The organism is Chitinophaga sancti (genome assembly GCF_034087045.1).
In the GTDB taxonomy this organism is placed as follows: domain Bacteria; phylum Bacteroidota; class Bacteroidia; order Chitinophagales; family Chitinophagaceae; genus Chitinophaga; species Chitinophaga sancti_B.
Map to the genome: position 1 here is coordinate 1,110,930 of NZ_CP139247.1, position 17,902 is coordinate 1,128,831.

15 protein-coding genes and 1 tRNA gene are annotated in these 17,902 nt (G+C 44.6%); 7 read left to right on the plus strand and 9 right to left on the minus strand.

What is annotated here, in order from left to right:
* Positions 1 to 187 precede the first annotated feature (187 nt).
* The gene (locus tag SIO70_RS04575) at positions 188 to 1,396 is read left to right on the plus strand and encodes a MutS-related protein (RefSeq protein WP_320579798.1); all 1,209 of its coding nucleotides are present in this window, start codon (positions 188 to 190) and stop codon (positions 1,394 to 1,396) included.
* A gap of 97 nt (positions 1,397 to 1,493) precedes the next feature.
* Here the strand turns inward: SIO70_RS04575 and SIO70_RS04580 are convergent, their stop codons facing one another.
* The 6 genes from SIO70_RS04580 to SIO70_RS04605 form a co-directional block, all read right to left on the minus strand.
* The gene (locus SIO70_RS04580) at positions 1,494 to 1,928 is read right to left on the minus strand and encodes a phosphohydrolase (RefSeq protein ID WP_320579799.1); all 435 of its coding nucleotides are present in this window, start codon (positions 1,926 to 1,928) and stop codon (positions 1,494 to 1,496) included.
* Between the two features lie 301 nt (positions 1,929 to 2,229).
* A complete protein-coding gene (locus tag SIO70_RS04585; RefSeq protein ID WP_320579800.1) occupies positions 2,230 to 2,484 on the minus strand; it encodes a Txe/YoeB family addiction module toxin in 255 nt (84 codons plus the stop codon).
* Positions 2,484 to 2,738 carry a type II toxin-antitoxin system Phd/YefM family antitoxin gene (locus tag SIO70_RS04590; protein ID WP_083721974.1) on the minus strand — a complete coding sequence of 85 codons (255 nt, stop codon included), beginning with the start codon at positions 2,736 to 2,738 and terminating at the stop codon, positions 2,484 to 2,486. Before SIO70_RS04590 ends, SIO70_RS04585 begins: the two co-directional genes overlap by 1 nt.
* Positions 2,739 to 2,898: 160 nt before the next feature.
* Positions 2,899 to 2,972 (minus strand) — tRNA-Ile (locus SIO70_RS04595).
* 107 nt (positions 2,973 to 3,079) lie between these two features.
* A complete protein-coding gene (locus SIO70_RS04600; protein WP_320579801.1) occupies positions 3,080 to 5,800 on the minus strand; it encodes a M1 family metallopeptidase in 2,721 nt (906 codons plus the stop codon).
* A complete protein-coding gene (locus SIO70_RS04605) occupies positions 5,797 to 6,900 on the minus strand; it encodes a helix-turn-helix domain-containing protein (RefSeq protein ID WP_320579802.1) in 1,104 nt (367 codons plus the stop codon). Before SIO70_RS04605 ends, SIO70_RS04600 begins: the two co-directional genes overlap by 4 nt.
* An 87-nt stretch (positions 6,901 to 6,987) precedes the next feature.
* On the opposite strand from SIO70_RS04605, the gene SIO70_RS04610 reads away from it, so the two are divergent.
* The gene (locus tag SIO70_RS04610) at positions 6,988 to 7,602 is read left to right on the plus strand and encodes an HAD family phosphatase (RefSeq protein WP_320579803.1); all 615 of its coding nucleotides are present in this window, start codon (positions 6,988 to 6,990) and stop codon (positions 7,600 to 7,602) included.
* Positions 7,603 to 7,605: 3 nt separating this feature from the next.
* On the opposite strand, the gene SIO70_RS04615 is transcribed toward SIO70_RS04610, so the two are convergent.
* The 3 genes from SIO70_RS04615 to SIO70_RS33375 form a co-directional block, all read right to left on the minus strand.
* Positions 7,606 to 7,860 carry a DUF4834 family protein gene (locus SIO70_RS04615; protein ID WP_320579804.1) on the minus strand — a complete coding sequence of 85 codons (255 nt, stop codon included), beginning with the start codon at positions 7,858 to 7,860 and terminating at the stop codon, positions 7,606 to 7,608.
* A 166-nt stretch (positions 7,861 to 8,026) separates the two neighbouring features.
* On the minus strand, positions 8,027 to 8,380 hold the full coding sequence (locus SIO70_RS04620) for a TM2 domain-containing protein (protein WP_320579805.1): 354 nt from the start codon (positions 8,378 to 8,380) through the stop codon (positions 8,027 to 8,029).
* Positions 8,377 to 8,682, minus strand: coding sequence for a DUF2752 domain-containing protein (locus SIO70_RS33375; RefSeq protein ID WP_414017907.1), 306 nt, complete (start codon positions 8,680 to 8,682; stop codon positions 8,377 to 8,379). Before SIO70_RS33375 ends, SIO70_RS04620 begins: the two co-directional genes overlap by 4 nt.
* 181 nt (positions 8,683 to 8,863) lie before the next feature.
* Between SIO70_RS33375 and rimP the strand changes: the two genes are divergently transcribed.
* From rimP to SIO70_RS04645, 5 genes are all read left to right on the plus strand, one after another.
* Positions 8,864 to 9,328, plus strand: coding sequence for a ribosome maturation factor (rimP, locus tag SIO70_RS04625; RefSeq protein ID WP_320579806.1), 465 nt, complete (start codon positions 8,864 to 8,866; stop codon positions 9,326 to 9,328).
* Positions 9,329 to 9,349: 21 nt separating this feature from the next.
* Positions 9,350 to 10,597 (plus strand): transcription termination factor NusA, encoded by a 1,248-nt coding sequence (gene nusA, locus SIO70_RS04630; RefSeq protein WP_083721968.1) that lies wholly within the window; start codon positions 9,350 to 9,352, stop codon positions 10,595 to 10,597.
* A 124-nt stretch (positions 10,598 to 10,721) separates the two neighbouring features.
* Positions 10,722 to 14,381, plus strand: a complete 3,660-nt coding sequence (gene infB, locus SIO70_RS04635) for a translation initiation factor IF-2 (RefSeq protein ID WP_320579807.1) — start codon at positions 10,722 to 10,724, stop codon at positions 14,379 to 14,381.
* 110 nt (positions 14,382 to 14,491) lie between these two features.
* Positions 14,492 to 15,874, plus strand: a complete 1,383-nt coding sequence (locus tag SIO70_RS04640; protein ID WP_320579808.1) for a peptidylprolyl isomerase — start codon at positions 14,492 to 14,494, stop codon at positions 15,872 to 15,874.
* Between the two features lie 81 nt (positions 15,875 to 15,955).
* On the plus strand, positions 15,956 to 17,803 hold the full coding sequence (locus SIO70_RS04645) for an amidophosphoribosyltransferase (protein ID WP_320579809.1): 1,848 nt from the start codon (positions 15,956 to 15,958) through the stop codon (positions 17,801 to 17,803).
* The last annotated feature ends 99 nt before the right edge of the window (positions 17,804 to 17,902 follow it).

Consider the following 17,902-nt stretch of genomic DNA (forward strand, 5'->3'; position numbering starts at 1 on the left):
CCCGCATCTATATAGATGCGGGTTATCTACGGCTTATTGGCGGCTTATATGCGGGTTATAGGCGGGTTATCTCCGGGAGAGTGCTATGGATGAGGGATACAGATGAAGGTGTTATTTTCTGAATAGGCTTTAACATAACCTTAAGGGAGTTAAACATTATTTTTAATGTCTATAATCCAGTGACTGTATGCCCTACATTGAAAAAGAAATTATCCGCTTATTTGACTACACCATACATCCTTCATCCAGTGAACGGCTGTATCAGATCTTTTCTGTACCCCGATTGTCGTTTTCTGCGACTTTGGAGCGGCAGCAGTTATTACAGGCATTTTTGTTTTACTGGGAACGGTTACAGGGTTTTACCTATCATAAGGCAGACTTGCAGGAGGTATATCAGTTCACCACCTATGTCGAACAGCCGGAGGGTGCTATCGGTCAATATTTTGGGAAGGACAAGTACCAGTTGCAGGGCAGGTGTTTACAAACGATCCGGTTGCTTCGTAATATTTATGGGAAATACCTGCTACCATTGCATGGCATGCCATTGCTGGAAGATTTTGCAGGGCCGGCCAGGGAACTCTATGAAGCATTGGAGATCGATAAACTCCCCAAAGAACTAACCTTTCAGCAGACATTTTCTTTTGCCCGCAAACTGGTGGCATGCAGGGAGAGGAACCTGACAGCCAGGTTCTGGGATGCGCTGTTTGAATATGAGGCCTGGTGGTCGCTGGCCTTGGGTACGATTAAGTACGGATTTACGATTCCGTCCTTTTCTGCAGATAATTTTGTGATAGAGCAGTTCTGGCACCCTATGGTAACAAATCCGGTCAAGAACAACCTGCAAACGATGAGTAACATGATTGTATTGACAGGGCCGAATATGTCGGGGAAATCGACGACTTTGAAGGCGATAGGGCTGTGTGTTTCTTTGGCACATATCGGGTTGGCAGTGCCGGCGGAAAATTGTAGGATACCATTTTATGACCAGGTGTTAGTGGCGATCAATGTGACGGATGATCTGAAAAATGGGTTTAGTCATTTTATGCAGGAGATCGTGCACCTTAAAAATACGGCTATACAGGCAAAGGCGGGGCAGCGATGTTTTGCCATCTTTGATGAGATATTCAGGGGTACGAATATAGATGATGCGATGGAGGTGACGTTTACTACTATTAAAGGGTTGAGTCAGTTCAGGCAGTGTCATTTCATTATTTCGACACATTTGTACCAGTTGCAGGGCTTATTACCTCCGGAATTATACGAACCGTATCAATTACGGGCAGGCATACAGGAGGGGGTACCAGTGAATAATTATCGCCTGGATAGGGGGTGGTCTGACCTGAAGTTCGGCAGACTTATTTTTGAGAAAGAAGGGTTGAGTCAGTTGCTGGAATAGCGGGTTGGTTCAACATAAGGGTCCTGGCCCACGGCAATTTTTGGGAGGCTCATTTTTTGCTCAACGGCCACTAATTTGGATGGCCATTTTTGAATGCTTAATTACCAATTCTCTTTGCAGCAATTTTGCGGTAAGCTTTTAGATATTTGTTTAATCTGGCTACATCTTTTTCAGTTACTTCCGGGATGCGCTTTATATCCATATTATCCGTGAGGTCGTTCATTTTTACAGCGCAGGATAATGGATTTTGTAAAGTACGATCTACAAAATGATCATAGTCTTCATCTTCTGATAATTTAGTAACACCTTTTAAAGCTTCCAGTAGTTTTGGCGGCAGCCCATCAGCAGCCAGCTTTTCAAAAGTCCAGTCAGTATCTTCGACTACATCATGGAGTGCACCAACGATTTTTTCTTCTACTGTAATACCCATGTTCATGACTCTTAATACATGTCCGATATAAGGAGCTCCGTACTTATCTTTCTGACCGTGATGGGCTGCAACGGCGATTTCAATAGCTCTTTCCAATGTCATTGTAAAACGGTTTTTCAATCGATTCAAGTTAGCGCAATTTGATTAATAAATAATTTACGATCAGCACTGTATTTGATTAAAACCCTGTATACGCCATAATAATCGATAGAGGATTCCGTATCAAGGTCAATACCCCTAACCTGTTTAGACCAGACTTTGAACTTATCGACTATATTAACTAGTAAGGCTTAATCTTGTGCTCCCAACAGGGCATGATCCTGTGCCCCCTTATTTATGAGTCAGGTGCTGTGGTAAAAAAATAGGAAGCCTATTTATTAGACCTCCTATTTAATTTGTCACTTTAATAATGATATCTACATTGTAAGATAAGAATAGCATCATCCAATACTTTATACACTAACCGATGCTCTTGATCTATTCTTCTCGACCTGCAACCCGTTAAATTTTCCTTTAGTGCTTCTGGTTTTCCCAAACCTTCAAATGGCTGACGCATCGTATCTTTTATCAGCTCATTAATTTTCTTGAGGATTTTCTTATCTGTCTTTTGCCAATACAAATAATCCTCCCACCCGTTTTGGTCCCAACTTAATTTCATTAATCGTCGATTAATTCATGTTCTTCATTAATACCATTATTTGTTCTTTCAATCGCCTCCATTAAACGAGTTCTGTTTTTCTCTGACTTCATAAGGTGTAATGTTTCCAAAATAGAATTATATTCTTCCAAAGAAATAATTACAACACTTTTATCTCCGCCTCTGGGCACAATAAGCGTATCATGGTTTTCTGTTACATTATCCAAATGCGCTTTTAGTTGTTGCCTAAACTCGCTATAGTTTACAACTTGCATAAACACGTTATTTTAAAATATGTCTGAGCATAAAAAATGCTCAGAATGAAAAAAAAAGTTCGCAAATACGTACTTAAATCCGTACAAAATTACGGAATAACTTTGAGATGAACAAGTAAAAACAAAAAGCCTCCGGCGCATTGCCGAAGGCTTCATTTTGTGCTCCCAACAGGGCATGATCCTGTGACCCCCTGATTATGAGTCAGGTGCTCTAACCAACTGAGCTATAGGAGCTGTTCTTTTCAGAACGAAATATATACGTAAACTTTCTCGGGTCCCTTTGCGGGACGGCGAAATTACTTAAAATTTATTCAATTTTCCCAAACCCCAGGTAAAAATTTTTATTCTACCTCCTCTGTCTCGATATAGAAATTCTCATCATCTATATCGAAGTCCGCTGCTGCCTGATTTTGAAGGGTCAGCGTTTTCCATTCAGTGGTAGGGTAGATCAATTCATGATTTTTTATTTTTACCGGCATCCGGAAATTGGGAACATCAGCTACCCAGCGGTAACGGACCATGAGAGTGGTGCCTTTTTCGGAAAGGGAATATTCTAAACGGGGAACCCGGGTGTAATGAAGGTATTGATTGAATAAATAGTGATAATCGTTTCCTGTGAAGTCACAGATAAACTGTTCCAGCTCATCAGCAGATAAGGTCTGATAGCGAAAATGTTGCTGTATAGCTAATAATAAGCGATTCCAGAGCGAAGTGTCATTGATCACGTTTTGTAAGGTAAACAGCATTAGGCTTCCTTTTGTGTACATGTCGCTAATGTCATAGAAGATATTATTCACATTGTATACCCCGGTGACTGGTCGGTTGTTTTTTACCTGCTCCCGCTGGTCGTTTAGAAACTCGCGGGCAGCGGCTTCGCCATCGCGGCAACCGATATAGAGGCTTTCTGCATAGGTGGCGAAGGCTTCATGGATCCACATGTCTGCCATGTCTTTACAACTGATGTTGTTTCCCCACCACTCATGGGCCGATTCATGCCAGACCACAAAGGCGAATTCAGGATGTGGATCGTTGGGGATCCGACCCACACAGACGCCGCTTTGGTGTTCCATGGGGTAAAGGCTTTCTACTAAAGTAAAGCTGTCTTTGGGAAAAGGGTAGGCACCGAAATGCTGCTCATAACAAGATAACATGGCGGGAACTTCTTTGAAGTATACTTTTGCCTGCTCCAGGTGGTAGGGCATGACATAATAATTCACTCCCTGATCCCTGTAATGGATGTATTTTCCAATACTGAAGGTTACATTGTAATTATTAATAGGGTAACTAACCGCCCATTCGAACCTGGTTTTGTGATCAGAAATAGGGATTTGGCGTTGTAATTGTCCATTGGAGACTTCGGAAAAACCGGAAGGGACGGTGATCCAGATCTGCATACTATCCGGTTCATCTGATAAATGATCCTTGCAAGGCCACCATAGGCTAGCCCCTGAACCCTGACAAACAACTTGTGCCCAGGGATTTCCCAGGTCATCTTTGTCCCATAAGACGCCGCCGTTCATACTGATGCTTTTGTCCGGGACCTGAGGGATGCCTTCATAATAGATGGTGATTTCTTCTATGGAGCCGACAGGTTGCACGCCTGGAAATTTTACAAAGACAGCATTTGCTTCGCGGGTGAAGGTCAATGACTGGTTTTTGAAAATGATTTCGTTGATTTTCATATTAGCATATAGGTCGATCTGCATTTGATCGAAGGGAGATATGACTTTAAAGCGGATCTTATTGTTCCCGCTGATGCGTTGGCGATCCAGGTCTATATCCGCATCCAGATGGTAGAAAGTGACGTCATAGCAGGAGCGGAGTGGGGACAACATTCCCCTGAGTGTATCAGCTTGGGTAAAATGCTGGTGAGGGGCGGAAAGGCTGGTATCTTGCTTTAGAGAAAAGGACCTGATTGATTGGAAGGTATCCTGTGGTAGAGAAAAGGACTTTACTGACCGGGATGTATCCTGCTGTAAGGACAAGGATTTGACTGATTGGAAGGTATCCTGTAGTAGAGAAAAGGAATTTACTGACTGAAAAGCATCCTGCTGTAAAGACAAGGATTTGACTGATTGGAAGGTATCCTGTAGTAGAGAAAAGGAATTTACTGACTGAAAAGCATCCTGCTGTAAAGACAAAGATTTTACAGCCTGTAAAGAATCCTTCAATAAAGACACACTTTTTACCGACAGAAAAAAATCCGCCCGCCAGGCTACATCTTTTAAATGTCTCTTATTACTATTAATCACCGTCTCCCAATGCCGCCTTACATCCTGCAAATAATATTTCCCATTTTCCTGCTGATAAGTCACAATCATCTGAATCTGCTCAAAATCCATGGATGCTCGGATAAATTTTGACATTATGGTATACCGGATCCCCCCTCTGCCATGCTTATTTACATGCCTGATCCCTGCCGGACTTGCCACTAATTCACACCTCACCAGTGCCAGACTGGCCGTATCAATAAATAACCGCCCACTCACAAATCCATTTTTGCTGTTGTTCTTAGGTACCACCACTATTACCACCTGCTCCCCCAGCAAAGAGTCAACATAATAATTATAGTACCGGAAATAACTGGGATTTAATATACTGTACCTGGTATTCGCATATTTAATAAGGTCTTCATGCAAAGCGCCGGCTGGGGCATTGGAAATATTACTGATCCAGTTATAAAACTGAAAGTCAGGGTTGGAAAACATCTTTTTACGGCCCGCCTTCGTCACTTTCCACTGATCCCCCTTTATTTCCAGTTCGGATTCATTATAGTTGAGCGTATCACCCGCCAACCGGATATCTTCTTTATAAAAGGCCCTCATTGTCACCAGGCTGGTATCATAGTTCTTAGGAATAGCAGCAATCATTCTTTTGACTATCTCCAGCCCCTGGCCAGGGTGAACAGCGACCTCCCTGAGGTGAATGATCTGGGGAAAAAGGGAGGTGGGGAATAACAAAAAGAACAGGAGAAATAACCCTTTCAATAACCGGTGAAACAAATACTTCATGGCCTCTTTTTCCTGTAAAACAACAGGAATATCCGCCACCAGTCTACTCAAATCCGGATTTGATCATTCATTTTGATGTATTCTTTAGGGCTCATCCCCATATTATTTTTAAATGCCCGCTGGAAAGTAGGAAGGGAATTAAATCCACATTCCAGGGCGAGCCCCATTATAGTAAGATGCTCAAACGACGGATCCGATACCTTTTCTTTGAACATTAATATGCGGTAATTATTGACAAACTCATTGTAGCTTTTATTCAAATGCTGGTTTAAAACCGCGGAAATAGTTTTGGATGGGAGGCCAGTATGCTTCGACAATAATGCAAGATTCAGGGAAGAATTTAAAAACAATTGATCCTCTTCCATTGCCTTTTTCAGGAGAGGAACAGCGGTGTTGATGAGTTGAGATTCCAACGGGGCAGGGGTAGCCTTCACTTCCCGCTCCGGCATCAGCAATCCTTTTATGCCCAAAAAGTACACCAACACCACCATCGGAATATACACGGGGTACCAATCTACCGCATTCAACACATAATCAGTCAATTGTGGAATAATATAGGGTATTAGATACAGCAGCCAGACTGCCTGAAAACCCATAAACGCCCCTGTAAACTGTTTCATCCACTGCAACCGGTCCTTATGCAGGTTGAACCCTTCCAGATAACGATAGGAACGAAACAGGTAAATAGTGATCGACAACCAGCGGGGAATATCCGAATACACATTATAAGTATCAATAAAGAGCGCCCATGGGCGATTATTATTCACAATTAGCCCGGAAACCATCCCTACTACAAAGATCACTGCCGTTACCTGGGGAACCACATCCACTACCACCGGCCAGAAATACCGGCGATACCGCCGCGTAACCCGGAAATCCGGGTCGGTCACCGATCTGACATAGAAATACAAAAATGGTCCGATGGGCATTATGATGATCAGGGGTACAAAATTTAACATAAACCCAATCGGGATAGGTAACGAGGATAAATTGCCCAGGTACATATTCAGACAAGCCAGGGTAATACACAGGATCAGTCCCCCCAGCCACTGGTTGGCGTACTTATTTTTAGAAGAATAGAAGAGTAATCCGCACATAATGAACCCTTGCAGGGTCCCCAGCAACATCAATGTATTAAACACAAGGTGCATGGAATCAGGTTAAACAACCTGAAAATAAATAATTTTTTCCGCCGTAGACATTATAATTTGCAACTGAACAGCAATAGCATTCTAAGTATGAAAGGCATTAAAAACATCATATTCGACCTTGGTGGCGTAATTCTAAATATTGATTATCAGGCGACAAATAAGGCCTTTACAGACCTGGGGGTAACAGATTTTCACAGCCTGTTCAGCCAGTTCAAAGGCAATAAATTGTTCGACGACCTGGAAACTGGTAAGGTAAGTAATGAAGAGTTTTTGACGGAAATGCTGAAATATACCCCGGCTGGCACAACCGAACAGCAGATTATTGATGCCTGGAATGCTATGCTGCTGGACTTTCCGTTGCGCAGACTACAAATATTGCAGCAATTGAGACAACATTATAACCTGTATTTGTTAAGTAATACCAATGCCATTCACATGGCAGCATTCAATAAAATCCTGGAAGAGAGTAGGGGAATCCCATCATTGGCGACCTTTTTTGACAAGGCATACTATTCTCACCTGATTGGCTACCGCAAACCAGATAAGGAATCATACCAGCTGGTGTTAGATGAGAACGGGTTGAAACCTGAAGAGACCTTATTTATAGATGACACCCTTCCCAATATAGAAGGGGCAACAGCGGTAGGAGTGCAGACCATCCACTTGCTTGCACCCAGAACCATTACAGACATTTTCAAATAGCAATTACTTGACTTCCTCAAAATCGAGGTAATCACCCTTGTCTATTTTAGGCTTAGCCTGCTGCTGGCCGCTAAAATTATTCGGCTGTTGCTGCTGATGATACTGTTGTTCCTGTTCATATTGCTGGCGCATACGGTCCTGGATGTCTCCCATCTGGCGGCGTACCTGCCTGGCAGTCTGGTACATTGGTAATACAAGATTGAATACGAACTTGTAAAGTATATAGCAGATAAATAATAGAAATATAATCTTGAACATGGCACAAAGGTAGCCCATAATCCGTTTCAGGGGCTGAAAGAGGGGGGTATTTTAAGATTCCTTTAACAGGTGGAAATGGTCAAAATTTCCATTAATAGGGGAAAATCGCCCTTCCACTCCTAAAAAATCTAAAAAACAGCGCCAGCACCACCGGCGCTGTAAAATCTTAGTACATTTTTAATAGGCTAGCGGCTTCCATGGCAGCCACCTTATTAAATTCCCAGGCCAGTTTGCGGTGATTAACAGCATCTACAATTGTCCCAATCAGGCACAGACCACCTGTGAATAAGTACAAAATACCCATGCCAACCTGATTAAGAATGAAGCGGTGTATACCCGATACGCATACCAAGCCCAGCAGGCAGCAAATGAGGACTGTCTGAGGATCTTTGCGGCGGGATTGATACAGGGCAATAAACTTCCGTTTACTGTCCTCACTATAATCTTTGGTGAGTTCCTGCAACCACAGGATCTCTTCCTGGTCAACGCCAGGCAACATGGCAAAGGAAAAATCGGTCATGTATGATGGTTTTTAAGTCTCAACTGTGATCTTCCAAGCTGAAAAGTTCTATGCAACAATACGGCTACAGCAAAAGGGCTTAACACGTGATGGTGGATCGCATTCTTCCAGTCCCCATGTAATAAATAATGAATGCCATGTCCCAACCCGCACCCCGGGCACCAGGTAAATCCGAGCCACTTAAACGGGCAGAGGCTAAAGTTGCCATCTGCTGCCGGATTCATCCAATACAGTAAGATTAACGCTATCGGCCATATGATCAATTCTTTGTTAATTCGTTGTACGTGGTGAATAATTAACATATAACAAATGGTCAAACGAAGTTATTAGATTTTGATGTAATCTGTGCAGAAAGCGGATTCCCGAATGGAAATTATTTCGTACAAGTTAAAGAAAATGCGCTTTGATCAAAATAAAATCCTAATTTTGCATAGGAAAATGATTCTAACGAAGGGGACTGAAAGTCCCCTTCGCGTTTTTTGTATGGCAAACGAACAAGTGATAACAAGCATCCGGGAGCATTTGGAAGAAATGCTTGCTGAATATCCGGAATATTTCGTGGTCGATATCAGGATTAAGCCCACTAATAATGTAAAGCTATTTGTGGATGGTGATAATGGTGTACCTGTGGATAAGCTGGTCTCATTCAACCGTAATTTATACGCAAGGCTGGAAGCCGCGGCGTTGTTTCCTGACAACGATTTCTCTCTGGAAGTCTCATCCCCCGGACTGGACGAACCACTGAAACTGCACCGTCAATTCGTAAAGAATATAGGTAGAAAAGTAGCTATAACCCTGCTGGATGGTTCCGAAAAGGAAGGCACCCTGCTGGCTGCTACTGAGGAAGCGTTGACGATAGAGGAGACGATCGGTAAGAAAAAAGAGAAAAAAACTACTGACATAAACCTTAACGAAATCAAGCACACCAAAGTGTGCATCGTGTTTTAAAATATATAATATAAGCAAAACATGGCTAGTATTAATCTGATTGAGTCATTCACGGAGTTTAAAGAAGCGGAAAACATTGACCGTCCTACGTTAATGAAGGTGTTAGAAGATGTGTTTAAAACGCTTCTCCGTAAAAAGTATGGCTCTGATGAGAATTTTGACGTGATTGTAAATACTGAGAAAGGTGACCTGGAAATATTGCGCCGCCGTACCATTGTTAATGATGGTGAGGTAGAAGATGATAATGCACAGATCGCTTATTCTGAAGCCATTTTAGTAGAACCGGATTACCAGGTAGGTGAGGATTTGTATGAGGAAGTTGAGATCATGGATTTTGGCCGCAGAGCCATCCTGGCTGCTAAGCAGACATTGTCAGCACGTATTGGTGACCTGAAAAAGAACATTTTAGTAAAGAAATATGCGGATAGGGTAGGTGAAATTGTAACAGGTGAAGTGTACCAGGTTTGGAAAAAAGAAGTTTTATTGCTTGATGATGAAAGGAATGAGTTAATTTTACCTAAATCTGAACAGATTCCTACCGATTATTTCAAGAAAGGTGAAAATGTAAGGGCAGTAGTAAAAAAAGTGGAGATGAAGAACAACGCTCCGCTCATCATTCTCTCCCGCACCCATCCTACCTTCCTCGCTAAATTGCTGGAAATTGAAGTTCCGGAGATCTTTGACGGCCTGATTGTAATTAAGAAAATCGTTCGTGAGCCCGGAGAAAGAGCTAAAGTGGCAGTTGAATCTTATGACGACCGTATTGACCCTGTAGGCGCCTGTGTGGGTATGAAAGGAAGCCGTATCCATGGCATAGTACGTGAACTGCGAAACGAAAATATTGATATCATTAACTACACTGCGAATATTCAACTGTTGATCCAGCGTGCGTTAACACCTGCGCGTATCAGCCGCATGGAGATAGATAATGAAAATAAATACGCATCCGTTTTTTTAAAGGCAGATCAGGTATCCCTGGCTATCGGTAAGAAAGGGGTAAATATCAAATTGGCCTGTGAATTGACCGGATATGAAATAGATGTATTCCGTGATGAGGAACAAGAGCAGGCTGAGTACGATATTGACCTTTCCGAATTCTCAGATGAGATCGAAGAATGGGTACTGGACGAACTCAAACGTATTGGTTGTGATACCGCCCGTAGCGTATTAGACCTGACTGTTGAAGAACTGGTACGTCGTTCTGATCTGGAAGAAGAAACTGTAAAGGACGTGAGAAGGATCCTGCAGGAAGAATTTGACAAAGAGTAAGACCGCACCTCCACTTCCCCGGGATGTGGGCTTACTTGACAGGATTTTTTTTAAGTTATTGTTAATTGTTAAAAAGGAGTCCCGTTTATAAAACGGGAAAAAAGGGGAGGCCCGAGATTACAATATGCCTGAAGTAACAAACAACACGCCGCGATTGCTGGCAGCAGCGAAAGAGTTTAATATTGGAAAGGAAACGTTGATCGACTTCCTTTCTAATAAAGGCTATGACATGGATGGATTCGGTTCACCCAATGCACGCCTGACCTCTCAGATGTACACAGCTTTGCAATCTGAATTCCAACAGGACAAGGCTAATAAGCGTAAAAGCGATCAGATAGCCCTGCCCAAAGGAAGCGTGTTAGATGCAATGAAGAAGAAGGAAAAAGAAGAAGCAGAAGCAGCCGCTAAGAAGAAAGAAGCAGCTGCCAAGGAAGAGCAGCCCACAGCCCCGGTAGCAGAGGTACCAAAACCAGAAGCTAAACCAGAACCTAAGCCTGAGCCTAAGGTGGAACAGCCTAATGCCGAGCTGAAGCCCGAACCAAAACCGGAGCCAAAGCCTGAGCCTAAACCAGAGCCTGTAAAGGCACCGGTTGCAGAAGTTCCGCCGGTTGTAGCAAAGGAGGAAGTTAAACAGCAGCAACCACCTGTAGCACCTGTCGCTGAAAAAGCACCGGAACCAAAGCCACAGCCGGAACCGCAACCTGAAAAGAAACCAGATACTCCAAGAATCAATGGTCCTAAAATCATGGGAACTATTGACCTCGAGGCTCTGAACAGACATAATAATAAAAAACCTCAGCCTGCCGCAGCTAAAAAGCCAGAACAGGAAGAGAAACCTCCGGTTGCAAAACAACCGGAACCGGTAGCTAAGGCGCAAGAGCCTGTGCAGGCACCTCCTGTACAACAGCAAACTACTCCTCCGGTTCAAACTCCTGTTGCGACAGAAAAACCTGTCCAGCCAGAAGTAAAACCTACTCCGGTGCAACAACAACCAATAGAAAAAGAAAAAATTACAGCGCCTGCTGCTGAAAAAACTGCTCCAAAAGCTGTAGAAGAGAAACAGGCGCCAGCTACCGAAAAACCGGCAGCTGCTCAGGAAAAAACAAAAGAACCGGCTGCTAAAGAACAAATTAAGCCGGCCGCACAGCATATGGACGTAGTTGCAGCAGCAGATATCACATCTGAGCAAGATGACAACACCGGTTCTGCCGTAATTGAAAACATTCAGGCAGAAAAATTAACTGGTCCTAAAGTCATCGGTAAAATCGACCTCCCGGTTCATCAGGAAAGGAGAGATCGTGACAATAAGGGCAATAATAACTTCAACCGCGGTGGCAATAATAACAATGCCGAAAACAACCGTAAACGTAAGCGTATAATTGTCGAAAAGAAACCTGAGCCTATCCAGCCAGGCGATGAAGCCAACAAGGGTGGCGAAGGTACTCATGGCAACAACCAGGGTGGTAACCGTGGTGGCCAGGGTCACCAGGGCGGTAACCGCGATGGTGGTAACCGTAACTTCAACAGAGACAACCGCGGTGGTGGTGGTAACCGTGATCATAGTCACGGTGGCGGCCATAACAACAATAACAATAATAATAATAACAACGCTAACCGTCCGGCTGGTCCTAGCAGACCTCATACCGCACCTAACCGTGACAACCGCCCAGGTGGTGGTCCGGGTCATCAGGGTGGTAACCGTGGTCCGGGTGGTCCAGGTCATCAGGGTGGCAATCGCGGTCCAGGTGGTCAGGGGCATCAGGGTGGCAACCGTCCGGGTGGACAAGGTGGTGGTTACAACCGTACTGGTGGCGGCCAATATGGCAACCGCCCAGGTGGTAGCAGCTATAACAACCGTAGCGGAAAGCCAGAAGATAAGGAGATCGACAAAAACGAAATCCAGAATAAGATCAAGGAAACCATGGCCAAAATGGGCGGTGGTGGTGGCCGAGGCAAAAACATCAAAGCCAAACAACGCCGTGAGAAACGTCATGAGCTCGCTGAGCAAATGGCAAATCAGGCCGGCGGTGACCACAAACTGCAGGTTACTGAGTTCGTTTCTGTAAGCGAACTGGCCAACCTGATGGATGTAAGCTTTGCCGAGGTGATCTCAAAATGTATGGGACTGGGTATCATGGTATCCATCAACCAACGTCTGGATGCGGAAGTAATCGAACTGGTAGCAGGCGAATTTGGCTACGAAGTGGAATTCATCGGTGTAGATGAATCTGACGACATAGAAGAAGAAGAAATCCAGGATAATGAAGAAGATCTGGTACCAAGAGCACCAATCGTTACTATTATGGGTCACGTTGACCACGGTAAAACTTCATTACTTGACTATATCCGTAATGCAAACGTAGTATCCGGTGAGGCCGGCGGTATCACCCAGCACATTGGTGCTTATCAGGTGACTACTGCAACTGGCAAGCGCGTTACCTTCCTCGATACGCCTGGTCACGAAGCGTTTACAGCGATGCGTGCCCGTGGTGCCAAGGTGGCGGATATTGCAATCATCGTAATCGCTGCGGACGATGCTATCATGCCTCAAACACGTGAAGCAATCTCCCACTCACAGGCTGCCGGTCTGCCAATGATCTTTGCGATCAACAAGATCGATAAGGAAGGCGCCAACCCGGAAAAAATCAAAGAACAACTGGCAGGTATGAACCTCCTGGTTGAAGATTGGGGTGGTAAATACCAAAGCCAGGAAATCTCAGCGAAAAGCGGTCTGAACATCGACGTATTATTGGAAAAGATCCTGCTCGAAGCAGAACTGCTGGAACTGAAAGCTAACCCGAACAGGGAAGGTTCCGGTAGCGTGATCGAAGCCTCTCTCGATAAAGGTCGTGGTTATGTAGCGACCCTGCTGGTACAAAATGGTACCCTCCGCCAGGGCGATACCATCGCTTCCGGTTCTAACTTCGGTAAGATCAAAGCGATGTTCAACGAACGCGGTCTGCGTGTTGACTCCGCCGGACCATCTGCTCCTGTACAGGTGCTGGGTCTGAACGGTGCACCACAGGCCGGTGAGAAATTCAGAATGTATGAAAATGAATCTGAAGCGAAGGAAACTGCAAACCGTCGTGCACAGATCATCCGCGAACAGGGTATCCGTACTAAGAAACATATCACACTGGATGAAATTGGCCGCCGTCTGGCACTGGGCAACTTCAAACAGCTGAACGTAATCATCAAGGGTGACTTCGATGGTTCTGTAGAAGCGCTGAGCGACTCCCTGCAGAAACTGTCTACCGAAGAAATCGTGGTGAGCGTAGTACACAAGGCTGTAGGTCAGATCACCGAATCCGACGTATTGCTGGCTACTGCATCCGATGCGATCATCCTCGGCTTCCAGGTTCGACCTTCTTCTCAGGCTAGCAAACTGGCAGAGAAAGAAAACATCGAAATCCGTACTTACTCCATCATTTATGACGCTATCGATGAACTGAAGAGCGCGATGGAAGGTATGCTGGAACCGAAAATCGAGAAGAAAGTGGTGGCAAACGTGGAAATCCGCGAAACCTATCGCTTCGACAAGGTTACCGTTGCAGGTTGCTTTGTACTGGATGGTAAGATCACACGTAACACCCGTGTCAACCTGGTACGTGAAGGTATCGTGATCTACACCGGCGAACTTCAATCACTGAAACGCTATAAGGACGATGTGAAGGAAGTTGCATCCAATATGGAGTGCGGTCTGAGTATCAAAAATTACAGCGACCTGAAAGTGGGCGATATCGTAGAAGGTTTCGAAGAAGTAGAAGTTAAACGTACGCTCTAATGCAGCCTGCACAAGGCTTTTACAGCAATAAAATTTTGTTAAAAAAATAAGCCGCTCTTACGCGGCTTATTTTTTGGTTATTTTTGAGACTCACTGTGCTATTTTATACTATGAATAAATTTTTGGCTTTTTCTGCAGTTGTGATGCTGCTCGGTCAGGTTGCTTCTGCGCAGCAGCGAATGGTGGCGGACAAAATTGCTGCTATTGTGGGAGATAAGATCATCCTGAGCTCCGATGTAGAAGGGGAACTGGTGAATATGCAACGCCAGATACAGGACGGTAATCTGCCTCCTGATGCGGCTTGTACGATCATGGAACAGATCATTGCCCAAAAAGTAATGGTGATTCAGGCAGAAAGGGACAGCTTGCCTGTAAGCGAATCAGATGTGGATGGTCAGATTGACAACCGCATCCGCTACTTCGAGCAACTGTACGGTAGCCGTGAGAAAATGAAAGAAGTAACCGGGTACTCTGTATACCAGCTGCGTGAGCGCTTCCGCCAGCCTATCAAAGAAGGGCTGCTGGCCAAGGCAATGCAGGACAAGATCACCAACTCTGTGAAAGTTACCCCTTCTGAGGTGAAAAGATATTTTGACGGTATTCCTAAGGACAGCCTCAAGTTTTATGAGTCTGAACTGGAAATCGGTCAACTGATCATCATTCCAAAGGCAACCAAAGAGATGGAACAATACACCATCGACCGCCTGAATGAAATCAAAAAAGATGTATTGGCAAAGAAAGCCGACTTCGGCCGCCAGGCCATCATGATCTCCGAAGATCCAGGTACCAAAGAAAATAATGGTATCTACATCCTGAACCGTACTGACAAACAATGGGATCCTGAATTCCTCGCTGCCTCTTTCAGGCTCAAAGAAAATGAGATCTCTTCTCCTGTAAAAAGCCAGTTCGGTTACCACCTGATCCAATGTCTGAAACGCCAGGGTGACAACATCACCGTTCAGCATATCCTGCTTAAACCACTTGTTGGTAAGGCTGATATCGCTGCTGCAAAGGTGAAACTGGATAGCATTCGTCAACTCATCCTAAATGGTAAAATGAACTTTGGTGATGCTGTCAACAAATTCAGCGATGAGCCAATGGCCAAATTTACCGGTGGCATGTTGCAGAACAATGTAAGCGGTGGTACCCTGATCACTATGGACCAGCTGGATCAGCCATCAGAAAGAGCCATCGTTATGATGCTCGATACACTGAAACCAGGCGGTATATCAGAACCAGTGCAGTATGTAGACGAAGAAAGCAAAGCTACTCAGCTTCGTATCGTATACCTGAAAACACGTACCAACCCTCACCGCGAAAACCTGAATGACGACTACGCACGTATTCAACAGCGTACTTTGGCCATCAAACAGGCAGAAGCAAGAGATAAATGGCTGAGAGAAACAATCCCTACATATTACATCCATGTAGATAATGAGTATAAGAAATGTGGGCATATAGCCAGATGGATGGGAGCAGTAGCACAGAAGTAATTACTGAAAAGGCGGATCAAATCGATCCGCCTTTTTGTTTAGGTTTTTTCAACGTAACTTCGCGCCTTCAATTCTAATGGGATGAGCGAAGCCATAAAACATGAATGCGGATTAGCATTTATAAGACTTAGGAAGCCTTTTTCTTATTATCAGCAACAATATGGAACGGTTTTCTACGGCCTCAACAAATTGTACCTGCTGATGGAAAAGCAGCATAACCGTGGACAGGATGGTGCAGGTATAGCCACTGTGAAGTTGAACACCGAACCCGGGGTTCCCTTCATGCACAGGCTCCGAAGCAGCGCTCCCCAAGCCATAGGAGACATCTTCGGCAAGGTAAGAGACGAAATCGACGAAATCGAAAAGTACCAACCGGAAATCACCAAGTACCCCGGCCTCATGAAAGGCCACATGCGTTTCCTCGGCGAAAACATGATGGGTCACCTCCGCTACGCCACTCAGGGTAAAAACAACGTAGAACTCTGCCACCCGTTCGTAAGATATAACACCATTCCCGCACGCAACCTCTCTATCGCAGGCAACTTCAACCTCGTAAATGCTGATGAACTGTTTAAGTTCGTAAATGTAGACCCGGGAGAAACTCACCGTAACAGTGACCTCGCGGCGATGCTGGAAGTTGTACACCACTTCCTGTGCAAAGAGGATGAAGTACGTCAGAACGGACTGGATGTAAAGAAGATCCTGAAAGATGCCTTCTCTATGTTCGACGGCGGTTATCACGTGTGTGGCCTGCTGGGTAGCGGTGATTCTTTCGTGATCCGCGATGCGCACGGTATTCGTCCTTCTTATTATTATGTGAATGACGAAGTGATCGTAGCCGCTTCTGAGCGTGCTGCCATCCGTACCGCATTCAACGTAGGTGAAAATGAAGTACTGGAACTGATGCCTGGAAACGCCCTGATCGTAAAAGAAAACGGCGAATACAGCATTGAGCAGATTCTGGATCAGAAAGAACGTAAAGCTTGTAGCTTCGAGAGGATCTACTTCTCCCGTGGTAACGACGAAAAGATCTACAAAGAGCGTTCCCGCCTGGGTTACAACCTGGCTGAGCGGGTTCTTGCAGATATTAATAATGACCTGAAGAATACCATCTTCTCCTTTATTCCAAATACCGCCGAGATTGCCTTTTATGGTATGATCAAGGGTTTGGAAGACTACCTGAATAAAATCAAGGTAGAAAGGATCGTATCATGGGGCAAAGACTTCGACGAGGAAAAGCTGACCGAAATGGTGAACCGCCGTATCCGCATCGACAAGATTGCTATCAAAGACGTGAAGATGCGTACGTTCATTACTGCCGATACCAGCCGTAATGAGATGGTGCAGCACGTGTATGACATCACTTATGGTACTGTTCGTCCGGGTGTGGATACGCTGGTAGTGATCGATGACTCTATCGTAAGAGGTACCACCCTACGTGAAAGCATTATCAAAATGCTGGACAGACTGGGCCCAAAACGTATTATTATCGTTTCTTCTGCTCCGCAGATCCGTTATCCTGACTGCTATGGTATTGACATGAGTAAGATGGGTGATTTTGTGGCTTTCCAGGCAGCAATTGCCCTGCTGAAAGACCATGGTAAGGAGCATATACTGCAGGAAGCGTATGGTTTGTGCAATGAGTTACAGCGTACAAATACATTGCATGCGCAGAACGTGGTGAGGAATATTTATAAACCATTTACTACTGAGCAGATTTCTGCAAAGATTGCAGAGATCATCACTCCGAAAGGCATAAGCGCAGAGGTAAATGTGATTTATCAATCTATTGAGAGCCTGCATGAGGCTTGTCCTAATAACTTAGGGGATTGGTACTTTACAGGGAACTATCCGACACCGGGAGGGAATAGGGTAGTGAATAAGGCGTTTATGAACTTCATGGAAGGGAAGAACGAAAGAGGATACTAAAAATAAAGCCCGTTGCTACGCAACGGGCTTTATTTTTGGGCAGCACCTGCTACCCTTTATTAATTTTATCTTAAATCAGGCTTTGTGCAGCAGGCCACA